Genomic DNA, 13,717 nt, shown 5'->3' on the forward strand with positions numbered 1-13,717 from the left:
TCCACCTCGCACTGGCCGGGCGTCATGTACCTGCTTGAGCAGCGCATGAAGCGCGGCGACGCCTGGAGCGACATTCTCAGCCGCTACAGCTACGAAGTGGAGTGCCCCACCTGCCACGGCACGCGTCTGCGCAAGGAAGCCCTCTCCGTGCGCGTGAACGATCTCAACATCGAGGACTTCTGCAACCTTTCCATCGAACGCGCCCTCGAATGGGTGAAGGGACTCTCCTTCACCGGGCGTCACGCCATCATCGCCGAGCCGCTCATCAAGGAACTCACCTTCCGCCTCGGCTTCATGGTCAACGTGGGCCTCGAATACCTCACCCTCGGCCGCTCCATGGTCACGCTCTCCGGCGGCGAAGCCCAGCGCATACGCCTCGCCTCGCAGCTCGGCTCCGGCCTCGTGGGCGTCACCTACGTGCTCGACGAACCGTCCATCGGCCTGCATCCGCGCGACAACGAACGGCTCATCCGCACCCTGCGCAGCCTCCAGAAGCGCGGCAACACCGTGCTCGTGGTGGAACACGACGAAGCCACCATCTGCGAGGCCGACACCGTGCTCGAAATGGGCCCGGGTTCCGGTTCGCAGGGCGGCGAGCTCGTGTTCGCAGGCACGGTGAAGGAACTGCTCCGGCATTCCGATTCGCTCACCGCGCGCTACCTGCGCGGCGACCTCACCATTCCCGTGCCGGAAACCAGACGCCGCTCCGACAAGTTCCTCACCCTGCGCGGCGTGACCACCAACAACCTCAAGAACATCGACTGCGCCATTCCCCTCGGCGCGCTCACCTGCGTCACCGGCGTGTCGGGCTCGGGTAAGAGCTCGCTCGTCATCGACACGCTCTACCGCCGCGTGGCGCGTCACTGCGGCCTGCGCACCGAACAGCCCGGCCCCATGAAGGGCGTGGAGGGCCTCGAGCAGATAGAGCGCATCGTGTCCATCGATCAGACGCCCATCGGCCGCACGCCGCGTTCCAATCCCGCCACCTACACCAAGGTGTTCGACGACATACGCAAAATCTTCGCCATGACCCCCGACGCCAAAAAGCGCGGCTACACCGCCAGCCGATTCAGCTTCAACGTGTCCGGCGGTCGCTGCGAAACCTGCAAGGGCGACGGACAGATACGCGTGGAAATGCACTTTCTGCCCGACATCTTCGTCACCTGCGACGTGTGCAAGGGCCGTCGCTTCAATCACGAAACCCTCGAAGTGCGCTACAAGGATCTGAACATCTCCGAAGTGCTCGACCTCACCGTGCATGAAGCAAGGGAATTCTTCTCAAGCTACCCCGCCCTTGAGCGCCGCCTCGGCGTGCTCGAAGACGTGGGCCTCGGCTACCTGCGCCTCGGACAGGCGGCCACCACGCTTTCCGGCGGCGAAGCGCAGCGCATCAAGATATCGCGCGAGCTCGGCAAGAAGTCCCTGCCGCGCACCCTCTACATTCTCGACGAGCCCACCACCGGCCTGCACATGCACGAAGTGGGCAAGCTCATCAACGTGCTGCATCGTCTGGTGGATCGCGGCGCCACCGTGGTGGTCATCGAGCACAACACCGACGTCATTCTCTCCGCCGATCACATCGTGGACCTCGGCCCCGGCGGCGGCGAAAACGGCGGCACCATCATCGCGTCCGGCACGCCCGAGGAAATCATGGAAAATCCCGCCTCCATCACCGGCGCCTTTCTTGTGGAAGAACGCAAAAAACGACGCGACTTTCTGAACGCCATACTCAGCGAGGACTGATCATGAAACTCCGTCTCCTTCTTCTTGCGGCGCTGCTTCTCGCCCCTGCCCACGCGCAGGCGAAACCCGTTTCCGTGGTGCTGTACCCCGCGGGCGCGCTCGTCGCGGAAGAGGAGACCGTCAATCCCGAAGGCCGCGTCGTCCTCACCCTTCCGGCGGGAGCGGATGCGGAAAGCCTTTCCGTGTCGCTGTCCTCCGGCGTCGTGCGGGAATCGAGGCTCAGCGTCAGGCAGACGCCCTCTCCGGCCATGGCGGCGCTTCAGCGCGAGCTTGAGGACCTGCGCGGCGAGCTCTCCCGCGCTGCTGCCGAGCGAAAAAGCGTGTCCGCCGAGCGCCTCTTCTGGGCCGATCCGCCGACGGCTCCCGCCGACAACGCCCAGGCGCTCGAAGCGCTGGCGCAGGAAACGCGCCTTCGCCTTGCCGCGCTCGCGCAGAAGGAAACGGAACTTGGCGCGCGCGAAAGAGCGCTGGAAAAGGACATTCAGAGCCTGAACGCGCGCATGAAGGCGCTCGGCAGTCACAACGCCGCCGTGCAGGAATGCGAGCTCGTCATCGACGGAAAGGGCCCGGCAACCGCGCGCTGGACCTACTTTCTGCCCGGCGCGTTCTGGAAGCCGAGCTACCGCGTGTCGGCCGAGGAAAAGACGGGGCTTGTGCGCATCGTCATGAACGCCGTGCTTCGTCAGGACAGCGGCGCGGACTGGAAGGACGTGGACGTGACCCTCGCCTCCGCCGAGGACGCGCGCAGCGTGGAGCCGCCAGCCCTGCCGATATGGACGGAAGGCGACGAACGCCCCCTGCTGCGCTCCGCAAACATCATGGCCGCCAAGGCCGCGGGCGCAGCAGACGCGCTAAGTCACGCCACGGGCGTTTACTGGCCGCTCGGCCGCCTGAACGTTCCCGCGGAGGGAGAGATCACGCGCCTTGCCGCAACCTGCGAGCTTCCGGCCGAATTCTGCCGTCTCGTGCGTCCGCTCCAGGATACGCGGGCCTACTTCACGGCAACTCCCGCCTCGGAAACGCTGCCGCTTCTGCCTGCGGGACAGGCCGTCTTCGTGGTGAACGGCATGGAAAACGCGCGCGGCACGTTCCGCCTGAACGCGGCCCGGAAGGAAATCTTCTTCGGCGTGGATCAGCTTGTTTCCGCCGCGGCGCAGGAACTCTCCGCCACGGACGCCGACGTTCCGGCCTCCATGAAGGCGCGGCAGCGGCGCTGGAAGGCGGATATTCTCAACAGACACGACCGCGCCGTGGAAGTGCGCGTGGAAAGCTCCGCCCCCGTTCTGCGCGACGCGCGCATGAGCGCCAGGGTCAAAAGCCGCCCCGCGCCCGAGCTCAACGAAGAAAGGGCCTGCTACGAATGGAAGCTGGAAGTGCCTGCGCACGGAACGTCGAGCATCGTGCATGAAGTGACCGTCGCCGCTCCGGCGGAACCCTCCCCGGCGCTTCGCTGACGACTTTTCCGGCGGAGGCTTTAGCCCGGCGCATCCTTTCTCCCGGCGTGTCTTTCCGCAGGGCTTGCCGCCTTCCGACGAATCTCACCCGGCCCGGGGAAGCTGCGGGCACAAACCGGCTCCCGGGCGGGCAGCGCTTTCCCGTCGGCAGCCCTGCCCGGCGCTGCGAACATGCCGCGCGCTGCTCGCTGCTGCCCCGACCTTCCAGCCGGGCTGACGGCTCCCCCGCGCCCGCCTCGGACTTCGCCACCCGGTGCAGCGCGCAGGCCACAACGCCGACCTCTCTCCTTCGCAGAGGCAACATTCCCGCCCCGCGCAGGGGCTCTCCGATACGCGGTGATCCTGCCGGGCGAAGGGAAAAGGATTGCCCCCGGCATCAGGGCTTTGCCCGTCTCTTTGCCGCGAGCCTCTCCCCCTGCGGCGTTCACCTTCCCCGCCGTCCCGGGCGAAGACGAACACCCCGCGTCCGCGACACTCCCGCGCCGCGCTCCCCGACCCGGGAACGGCGCGGCAGCGCGCCTTCGGGCATTGACAAGTGTTTTCCCGGAAGGGTATCCTTCCCAAGATTCCCCGCGGGCCATGCCCGCCTTTTTTCATCCTAAAAATTTTCTCGGTCATTATGAAGCAAACGATAGGCATACGTTTCAGCCGCTACGGACAGGTGCTCGCCTGCCTGCACGACACCGGAGACGACGCTCCCCTCGCCGTGGGCGAAAGCGCCATGGTCATGACGGAACGCGGTCTGAACTGCGGTCAGGTAGTCTGGCAGAGACCCTGGCAGGAAGACTTGGAACACGTGCTCAAGGCGGCCAACGTGGCCGTGCAGAGCATGAGCGGCCCGGACTCCGACGAGAACGGACAGGACGACGATCACGCCGCTCCCATGCCCTCGGCCCGACGCGCCACCGAAGAGGAAAAGCTCGCCGCTCAGGACAACGCCGTGCTTTCCCGCGAAGCCTATCAGTTCTGCCGCCGCTGCATCGCCGACCGCAAGCTCGACATGAAGCTCGTGGACGTGGAAATTCTCTTCGACCGCAGCAAGATGGTCTTTTTCTTCACCGCTCCCACGCGCATCGACTTCCGCGATCTGGTCAAGGATCTCGTGCGGCAGTACCGCACCCGCATCGAACTGCGTCAGATAGGCGTGCGCCACGAAACCCAGATGCTCGGCGCGCTCGGCAACTGCGGCATGGTGTGCTGCTGCCGCCGCTACCTGCACAAGTTTGCGCCGGTCACCATCAAGATGGCCAAGGAGCAGAATCTCTTCCTCAATCCGGCAAAGATTTCGGGCATCTGCGGCAGACTTCTGTGCTGCCTGAGCTACGAACAGGAAAATTACGACGCCTTTCACAGAAGCTGCCCGCGCCTCGGCAAGCGCTATCAGACCACCGAAGGCCCCATGCGCGTGCTTCGCAGCAACATGTTCCGCAATTCCGTGGTGGTTCTGCCCGACGGCGGTCAGGAAACGGAAATGAGCCTCGAAGAGTGGCAGGCCCTCAAGCCCACGCGCGCCGAAGTGCCCCCCGCGCCTTCCGCCAAGGAACAGAAGCCCCAGAACGGCAACGGCATGATGGTGGTTTCCGCCGCGCCCGAAACCCTCGACGACGACCTTGCCGGTCTCGAACCCGTGGACGGCGCGCAGCCCGTGTCCCACGAGCCCAGCATGATGAATTCCGAAGAGGCCACGCATCGCAGGAAGCGTCCGCATCACCATCAGGAGCAGCACGACAAAAACCGCCGTTCCCGCCCCGCGCGCGAGCCGAAGGAGCACGCCTCGAACGACGACGCCTCCGGTCAGAGCGCGCAGTAGCAAACGCCCTGCGGCCCCTTTTCCGGCGAAGCCAGCCGGCACGACAAAGAAACAACGCTCTTTCAGCAGGAGTTCCCGTGAAAACCTACTACATCACCACGCCCATCTACTATGTCAACGCCCGCCCTCATCTGGGCCATGCGTACTCCACCATTGTGGCCGACACGCTCAAGAGATTTCACCGCATGCTCGGCGAAGACGCCCGCATGCAGACCGGCACCGACGAACACGGGGACAAGATAGTCAAGGCTGCCACCGCCGCCGGCGTGACCCCGCAGGCCTTCGTGGACGACATTTCCGGCGTGTTCCGCAATCTGTGGCCCAAGCTCGGCATTGAAAACGACGGCTTCATCCGCACCACCGATCCCGATCACATGAAGGCCGTGCAGGTGCTGCTCCAGCGCCTCTACGACAAGGGCGACATCTATTTCGGCGAATACGGCGGCCACTACTGCTACGGCTGCGAGCGCTTCTACACCGAAAAGGAACTGGAAAACGGCCTCTGCCCCCAGCACCTGACCAAGCCCGAATACATCAGCGAGAAGAACTACTTCTTCAAGATGTCCAAGTATCAGGATCAGCTTCGTCAGTACATTCTCGATCATCCCGACTTCATCCGTCCCGAGCGCTACCGCAACGAAGCCCTCGCCATGCTCGAAGGCGGCGTGCTGGAAGATCTGTGCATTTCGCGTCCCAAGTCGCGCCTCACCTGGGGCATCGAGCTGCCCTTCGACAAGAACTACGTGAGCTACGTGTGGTTCGACGCGCTCGCCAACTACATCACGGCCCTCGGCTGGCCCGACAACGAAAACGACGAATCCGGCAACTACAGAAAATACTGGCCCGGCGAACATCTCGTGGCCAAGGACATTCTGAAGCCCCACGGCATCTTCTGGCCCACCATGCTCATGGCCGCGGGCCTGCCCCTCTACAAGCATCTCAACGTCCACGGCTACTGGCTCGTCAAGGACACCAAGATGTCCAAGTCGCTGGGCAACGTGGTCGATCCGCTCAAGGCCGCCGAGCACTTCGGCCTCGACGCGTTCCGCTATTTCCTGCTGCGCGAGATGAACTTCGGCTCCGACGCCTCCTATTCCCCGGAAGCCATCATCACCCGCGTGAACGCCGACCTCGCCAACGACCTCGGCAACCTGTTCAGCCGCGTGCTCTCCATGAACGCCAAGTACTTTGCGAGCAAGGTTCCCGCGCTCGGCAATCAGCTCGAAGCCGACGACATTCTCTCCGAAACCACGGACAACGCCGCCGCCAACTTCGTGCAGCTCTTCGGCGAACTGCGCTTCTCGCAGGCTCTCGACGCCCTGTGGACCGCCGTGCGCGCCATGAACAAGTACGTGGACGAACAGGCCCCCTGGACCCTCGCCAAGAACGGCGACACCGAACGCCTCGGCACCGTGATCCGCACGCTGCTGGAAAACATGTACAAGGTGGCCTACCTCATCTGGCCCGTCATGCCCGCCTCTTCCGCCACCATGCAGGCGCAGCTCGGCCGTCCGCAGGGCCCGCTTTCCGAAGCCGCCCTGAACGACGTGCTGCACTACCGCATGCACCTGCGCACCGGTCTTGAAATTGCGGCCTCCTCCAACCTCTTCCCCCGCCTCGAAATGGAAAAGGAAGAGGCTCCCGCCAAGCCCAGGAAGGAAAAGAAGGCCCCCGCGCCCAAGCCTGCGCCCACGGAAACCGGCCCCAAGGCTCCCATCGAATTTGCCGACTTCCAGAAGCTCGACCTTCGCGTGGGCACCATTCTCGCCGCGGAACAGCATCCCAACGCCGACAAGCTGCTGCGCTTCGACGTGGACCTCGGCGAAGACAAGCCCCGGCAGATCGTGTCCGGCATCGCCGCGCACTTCAAGCCCGAAGACCTCGTGGGCAAGAAGGTCGTGGTGGTGGCCAATCTGCCTCCGCGCAAGCTGCGCGGCCTTGAATCGCAGGGCATGATTCTCACCGCCGAATTCGACGGCGGCCTCTCCCTGCTCACGGCCGACGCGCCGAGCGGATCCTCCATCGCCTGAGCCTGAACAGCAAGCACGACAAAGGGCGTCGTTCCCCGAAAGGGAGCGACGCCCTTTTTGCACGCCGAAATGGCCAAGATGACGGCAGCGCGGCCTGCGAGAAGGCTTGCCGCGCGTTCTGCGCGCGCTCAGAGCGCAGCCCCAGCGAAGCCTTCGCCCCGACCGGAACGGCAAAACGACGTCTGCGCGCTTTTTGCTTCTAGCGCTCGAAGCCGAGTTCCAAGAGCGCCAGAATCTGATCGCGTCCGGCGCGGCGCGGATTGTTGTTCAGAAGACGCCTGGCGGCAAAGGCCCGGTCCGCACAGCCCGGCAGATCCCCGCGGGTCACGCCGTAATGCGAAAGACCGGTCTGAATGTCCAGATCGGCCAGCCACTGCCGAAACGCCCCTTCCGCGTCCGCGGCGCGAGCGTCCACGGACATGCTGCGGGAACGGTCCTCGCCGCGGAGGATGTCCGCCACCAGCGCGTAGCGTTCGGGCGCGGCAATGTGGTTGAAACCCACGCAGAACGGCGCGCAGATGGCCATGGCCAGTCCGTGGGGAATGTGGCAGGAGAGCGGCAGCGTGGTGCCGATGGCGTGAATGATGCCGTTTTGCGTGTTCACGAAGCCCATCCCCGCCAGCGCGGAGCCGTAGAGCATGGCCTTGCGCGCCTCGCGGTTGGATCCGTTGGCGTAGGCGCGGCGCAGATTGCCGGCAATGAGCTTCATGGCCTGAATGTTGAGGGCGTCGGTGAACGGCGTGGCCGCCAGCCCGCAGTAGGATTCCATGGCGTGAACAAAGGCGTCCACGCCCGTCATGGCCGTCACTCTGGGGGGCAGGCCCATGGTCATGTCAGGGTCAAGAATCACCGTGTCGGCGTACATGTATTCCGAAACCACGCCCTGCTTGCCGCCGTTGACCGTGTCGGCCAGCACCGCAATGTTGGTCATTTCCGAACCGGTTCCCGCCGTGGTGGGCACGAGAATGGTCGGCAGCGAAGGATTGGGCACGAGATCCATGCCGAAATACTTCTCAATGGGGCCGTCGTTGCCGAGCAGCACGGCCGTGGCCTTGGCGGTGTCCAGCGCGCTGCCGCCGCCAACGCCTATGAGCACGTCGGCGTCGAAGGCCGAGGCTTCATCGGCGCAGCGCCGGATGGATTCCGCACTCGGCTCAAGCTCGGCCCCGGCGTACAGCTTCCAGGGAATGCCCGCCGCATCAAGCGATTCCTCCACCGGCTTCTGCACGCCGATCTTCGCCAGACCGGGATCGGTGATGAGGAGAACCCTGGTTCCTCCGAGCTTCTTCACTTCGTCGGAAGTCCCGGCTATGGAACCGAAACCATGCACTATTCTCTTGACCGTAGCGTGTTGGAACACCATTCTGAACACTCCTGTGCAGAGGGCGGACCGGACAGGGGTTCCGGTCCGCCCGGCTGAGACGGCTTTCATCCGGAAAAAGAAAAGCCGTCGGTCCGAGTCCCCCAAGGCGGAAAGAACACCGGCAGGACAATTCCGGGGGACAAGCTGTTGCGCCTGCCGGCGAGGAGGAAGGCTCCGCAGCCTGCGTGCCTTTCGGCTGGTCGGGGAAAGTCTCCAGCCGAAAGCGCATAACGGTTGCAGAGGGCGTCCGCAATGAAGGGGCCCCGAAGCACGCCGATGAGACCGGCTCCCATGACCGGGGCCGGAAACGCCGGTTCCGCGCAGGCGTGAACGCAAAAGCCCGAAACCTTCACGTCCGCCTCCGGCGGCAGCGCCTCCTTCATGATGCGGACAGGAAAAAGAATCGGCGCTCCGTCGCGCCCGGTGGAGGTTCCGGGAAAATCCACGCCCGCTTCCGCAGCGCGAGGCGCGCAGTGCCTTTCAGGCAACGGAGCCCGGCCCTGCTGAGTGCGACGAAACGCGGCCGCCGAACGCCGCGTCCCTAGCCCTACAACGAAACGATGAAGCCGCCGTCGATGAAGATCATCTGACCGGTGACGAAATCCGCCGCAGGCGACACGAGAAAAGCCACCACGGAAGCCACTTCCGAAGGCCTGCCCCAGCGCTTTGCCGGCGTGTGACGCATGATGTAGTCGTTGAGTTCCCTGTCGTTCATGAGCGGAATGTTCATGTCCGTGGCAATGAAGCCCGGCGCAATGCCGTTGACCTGAATGTTGTATTCGGCCCATTCCGTGGCGAGCGCGCGGGTGAACTGACGCACCGCGCCCTTGGTGCTGGCGTACGGCGACACCGTAGGACGCGCGATTTCGGACATGAGCGAGCAGAGATTCACCACCTTGCCCGCGCCCCGGGCGCGCAGAAGCGGCAGCGCCGCGCGGGAAACGCGGAACACGCTGGTGAGATTGGTGTCGAGCATGCGCTGCCACACCTCGTCCTCCAGATTCTCCACCCGCTCGCGCAGGTTGATGCCCGCATTGTTGACCAGAATATCCAGGCCGCCGTCCTCCTTCATGAGGGTTGCCATGGCCGCCTCTATCTGCCCTCTGTCCGTCACGTCGAACAGCAGCGAACGAACACGGACGGAGGAATATTTCTTCTGAAGAGCGGCCGCAGCCTCGCTCACAAGCTCCGCATTGATGTCGGAAATGGTCACGTTCGCGCCCTGGCTCGCCAGCGCTTCCGCAATGGCATAGCCTATGCCCCGTCCGGAACCGGTCACCAGCGCCGTCTTTCCCTGAATGGAAAACATGCTCTCTCTCCTGTGGCTGTGGGTTCGTAGAAGATTCGGCAGCGCTCAGCGCCCGCCGTGTCCGTAAAGCAGCGCCCGGGTATAGGCGAGTCCGGCGCGGGCTTCCTGTTCGGGATCGGGGCCGGGCACGGCCTCCAGTCCGAGAAAGCCCTCGTAGCCTGCGCGCGCCAGGCAGTCCACCACGTCGCCGAGGGCCTGGCAGCCCAGCCCGGGCACGGCGCGCGTGTTCTCCACAAAATGCACGTGTCCTATGCGTCCGGCGGCCGCGCTCACGGCTCCGCACAGCGAGGCCTCCTCCATGTTCATGTGAAAGAGGTCGAGCAGCAGCGTGAGATTGGCGGGTTCCCCCGCCGCCTTCCACAGCTCCAGCGCCTGCGCCGTGGTGAGCACGGAATCGATTTCATAGCGGCAGATGGGCTCAAGCAGCACGTTCACGCCCATGCCCGCCGCAAGATCGCAGTAGCGGGCAAGCCCTTCGGCCATGTGCCGGAAGCTGTCCGGGCGCGCGTCGTGCCTGCCGCGCAGAAACCCCACGTTGGGCATGGTGTTCAGCACCGCGCACTGCTCCAGATGATACAGGGATCGCTCCAGAAGCTCGGGCAGGCGCTCCGGCACGTTGAGAAACAGCCCGTCCGCCATGAGATCGCCCTGCGAAGCCAGCATGGCGGCCTTCAGTCCGTTTTCGTCCAGCAGGCGACGCACCTTGACGGCGTCCGTGCCGCGCGGGTCGGGAAAGAAAAGATCCACGCCGTCGAAACCCATTTCCCCCAGCATGGGCAGATCGCGTTCCAATCCGCCGCTGAACATGATCTGCGGCATGGGCGAAGGCGTTGCCGCCACGGAAATGCTTATCTTCATGACTGTTCTCCCGGGGCGACAAGCACCACCTTCATGGAACGGGTCTTGTCGGACGCAGTTAATATGGCCTCTTCCGCCCTCTCCAGCGGGAACACGGCGGTGACCAGCGGACGAATGTCCAGGCGGCCGCTTTCCACAAGACGCGCGGCCAGAGGAAATTCCTGATAGGCCCGCAGCGAGCCTTTGATCGTCACTTCCCGGCGTATGACCAGCGCGTTGATCGGATAGGGAACCTCGTTGTCGAGCTGAAAGCCCACGTGAACCACGCATCCGCCCGTGCCCACGGCTTCAAGGCAGGACTGCATGCCGCCGCGCGAGCCCGACGCCTCGAAGCACACGCCGCAGCGGCCCCGCAGCGCCCGCATGCCTTCTGCGTCGGTCGCCTTCACGGTGCAATCGGCGCCGAGACGGCGCGCCACTTTCAGCGGAAAATCCTCCATGTCGCTGATGGAAACGCTCGACGCGCCGTTCAGCCGGGCCACGGCCGCAATGAGGCAGCCCACGGGCCCCGCGCCGCTGATGAACACGTCCTTCCCGAACACGTTGCCCGCCCGGGAAAGCGCATGCAGCGCAATGGCGAGAGGCTCCACGCACGCGCCTATCTCAAAGGGCATGTCGCCTCCCACGACCACGCACTGCCTGGCCTGCACCAGCGGATATTCCGTCATCACGCCCTGCACGTGGGGCGTGCGCGCCGCCGAACCGTAGTAGCGCAGCGACGGGCAGAGATTCCTGCGCCCGGAACGGCAGTATTCGCACTCGCCGCATTCGTCCGTGGGGTTCACGATGACCCGGTCGCCGGGCCTCAGACCGATCACCCCGGGGCCGACCTTATCCACCACGCCGCAGATCTCGTGCCCCAGCACCATGGGTTCCTTCACCACGGCGTCGCCCACGCGGCCGATGTGGTAGTAGTGAAGATCGCTGCCGCATATGCCCACGCCGCCCATTTTCAGGCGGACCATGCCCTCGCCGGGTTCCGGCACCGGGCGCTCCTCCACGCGCAGATCCTTAGCCGCATACAGCACGCATGCTTTCATGACCACTCCTTTCCGCTCCCTTCTCAGCGGACAGAACGTCGTGCGGGGAGGGGACTCCCCCTCCCGGTTCATGAGGTCTTATCGGTGATTCCAGCTTTCAATCAGACGGCTGAACGCGTCCTTCATGGCCTGCACGGCTTCGTCGTCGCCGATTTCGCCGGCAAGCCAGCGCTGCGCAGGCGCGCGGAAGATGCTGCGGCCGATGGCAAAGCCCAGCACGCGCTCGTCGCGGGGAATGTGGGCAAAGGCCTGACGCAGTTCCTGTTCCGAAGCGTTGTTGCCGAGAATGAGTATGCCGCGGCAGTAGGGATCGTGACGCATGATGAGCTCTTCCATGCGGGCCCAGGTCTCTTCCCGTTCCGGAGGCAGAATCTTCCAGTAGTCGGGATACACGCCCATGACGTAGCACTGCTCCATCCAGGCCAGCAGATCCGTGTCCCTGTCGCCGCCTTCGGGAATGAATTCCAGAAGCAGTTCGTGCCCCGTGCCGCGGGACGCGGAAAAGAGACGGCGAAGCTGCTTTTCGTTCTCTTCCCGCACGGCCTGCGCGTCGGAGGCCTGCGGACGGAACAGGCATTTCACCACATGGTTCTCCGGCCAGCTCTGCAGCGTGGAGCCCACGTCGGGCAGGCCCTCGAAGGCCAGCGGAGAAACGTTGGTGCGCTCAATGCAACGCCCCACCCACACCGGATGGTGATTACTCTCCAAAAGCACGTCCAGCCCGTAGGTGTCGTCGGCAAGAATGCCTATCTGATTGCCCGAAGACACGGGATCTCCGGCCACTTCCAGCGCCGCCTTGTAGATGAGCTGCTTGAAGGCGGCAATATCCTTGTCGGAACGGCCGTACTCGTCCGCAAGCTGACGGAACACCAGACGATGATCGAAGGCCAGCACGGCCAGATCGTGCCACTTGACGCGCCGGTTCGTGGACCAGTGAATCTGTTCCAGCATGGCGTCGTGCCGCAGCCATTTTTCCTTGCTGCCGTGCTCCAGGAAGTACTGCATTTCCGTCCAGCTCGGATAGGCCGAAGAGCAGCCCAGGCGGGAAACCGCAAACGCGCCCGCGGCGTTGGCGTAGCGGCAGCAGGTGGCAAGATCCTCGCCGCGCAGCCAGCCGCGCAGAAAGCCCGACATGAAGCCGTCGCCCGCGCCGATGGAGTTGAACACCTTGACGGGGAAGCCGGGCTGCACCACGTCGTCGGTGAAGCTGTCGGGAATGTCGCCGTCAAGCGCGGCGCATCCGCGATCGCCGAGCTTGTGGATGAGCACGGCCTTTGTCATGCGACGCACTTCGCGCAGGGCGGCGATGGCTTCCGTCTTGCCGCTCGCAATGAAGTATTCCTCTTCCGTGCCCACGATGAGGTCAAAATACGGCAGAACCTTGCGGTATTCACTGGTCACGCGCTCCGAAGCCTGGGCCCAGCGGCTGGAACCGGCGTCGTGGCCCTGCAGTCCCCAGAGGTTGGGGCGGAAGTCGATGTCCAGAATGCAGCGCAGCCCCAGCGACCTGGCCGTTTCCAGAATCTTCATGGTGGCGGCGCGCACGCCTTCCTGCGAGAGATGAATGCCGGTCACGAGCACGGCCTTGGCCTGCGCCAGATAGTCGGGATCAATGTCTTCCGGCCGGAGTCCCATGTCGGCGCAGTTTTCCCGGTACTGGATGAGCGGAAAGTCGTCCTTGCCGCGTATGCTGAGCAGCACCATGGCCGTGAGTCTGGCCGGATCGGTCTTGATGCGGCTGACGTCCACGCCTTCGCAGGCGAGCTGCCACTTGATGTAGTCGCCGTTGCCTTCCTTGCCCACGGCCGTGATGGCGCCCACCTTCAGGCCCAGACGGGACGTGCCTATGGCGATGTTCATGGGGCTGCCCCCCACGGACTTGGAGAAAGTCATGGCTCTCTCCAGCGGCACGCCGAACTCGCCGCTGTACATATCCACACAGGATCGACCGATGCAGATCAAATCAAACTTTTTCTCTACCATGTCCGACAACTCCGGAATTGAAAATGATGCAATATGACACAGTTATACATGATGGTCCCGTTTTTTGAGGACAAAGGTCCCCTGCGGCGGTCCGCCGGAAGGCAGCCGGCAGACCCCGAAGACAAGG

9 protein-coding genes are annotated in these 13,717 nt (G+C 64.3%); 4 read left to right on the plus strand and 5 right to left on the minus strand.

Features of this window, described 5'->3' with window-relative positions; translation table 11 throughout:
• The 4 genes from uvrA to metG all read left to right on the plus strand — a co-directional run.
• The coding region (uvrA, locus tag Q0K02_RS06775) for an excinuclease ABC subunit UvrA (protein ID WP_294486487.1) at positions 1-1,743 on the plus strand (1,743 nt) is incomplete at its 5' end.
• Between the two features lie 2 nt (positions 1,744-1,745).
• Positions 1,746-3,197 (plus strand): DUF4139 domain-containing protein, encoded by a 1,452-nt coding sequence (locus Q0K02_RS06780; protein ID WP_294486490.1) that lies wholly within the window; start codon positions 1,746-1,748, stop codon positions 3,195-3,197.
• Positions 3,198-3,816: 619 nt separating this feature from the next.
• Complete coding sequence (gene ricT / locus Q0K02_RS06785; protein WP_294486493.1) at positions 3,817-5,007, plus strand: regulatory iron-sulfur-containing complex subunit RicT; 1,191 nt, start codon at positions 3,817-3,819, stop codon at positions 5,005-5,007.
• A gap of 77 nt (positions 5,008-5,084) precedes the next feature.
• Positions 5,085-7,037, plus strand: a complete 1,953-nt coding sequence (gene metG, locus Q0K02_RS06790; protein ID WP_294486495.1) for a methionine--tRNA ligase — start codon at positions 5,085-5,087, stop codon at positions 7,035-7,037.
• A gap of 199 nt (positions 7,038-7,236) precedes the next feature.
• Here the strand turns inward: metG and Q0K02_RS06795 are convergent, their stop codons facing one another.
• The 5 genes from Q0K02_RS06795 to iolC all read right to left on the minus strand — a co-directional run bounded on the left by Q0K02_RS06795 (position 7,237) and on the right by iolC (position 13,590).
• Complete coding sequence (locus Q0K02_RS06795; RefSeq protein ID WP_294486497.1) at positions 7,237-8,400, minus strand: iron-containing alcohol dehydrogenase; 1,164 nt, start codon at positions 8,398-8,400, stop codon at positions 7,237-7,239.
• A gap of 547 nt (positions 8,401-8,947) precedes the next feature.
• Positions 8,948-9,709: an SDR family oxidoreductase gene (locus Q0K02_RS06800; RefSeq protein ID WP_294486501.1), complete on the minus strand. Its 762-nt coding sequence runs from the start codon at positions 9,707-9,709 to the stop codon at positions 8,948-8,950.
• Between the two features lie 45 nt (positions 9,710-9,754).
• Positions 9,755-10,567, minus strand: a complete 813-nt coding sequence (locus tag Q0K02_RS06805) for a sugar phosphate isomerase/epimerase family protein (RefSeq protein ID WP_294486504.1) — start codon at positions 10,565-10,567, stop codon at positions 9,755-9,757.
• Positions 10,564-11,607 carry an L-idonate 5-dehydrogenase gene (locus Q0K02_RS06810; protein ID WP_294486508.1) on the minus strand — a complete coding sequence of 348 codons (1,044 nt, stop codon included), beginning with the start codon at positions 11,605-11,607 and terminating at the stop codon, positions 10,564-10,566. The genes Q0K02_RS06805 and Q0K02_RS06810 overlap by 4 nt, the downstream gene beginning before the upstream one ends.
• 78 nt (positions 11,608-11,685) lie before the next feature.
• The gene (gene iolC, locus Q0K02_RS06815) at positions 11,686-13,590 is read right to left on the minus strand and encodes a 5-dehydro-2-deoxygluconokinase (protein ID WP_294486511.1); all 1,905 of its coding nucleotides are present in this window, start codon (positions 13,588-13,590) and stop codon (positions 11,686-11,688) included.
• Positions 13,591-13,717 lie beyond the last annotated feature (127 nt).

The organism is uncultured Mailhella sp. (assembly GCF_944324995.1).
Classification (GTDB): Bacteria; Desulfobacterota; Desulfovibrionia; order Desulfovibrionales; family Desulfovibrionaceae; genus Mailhella.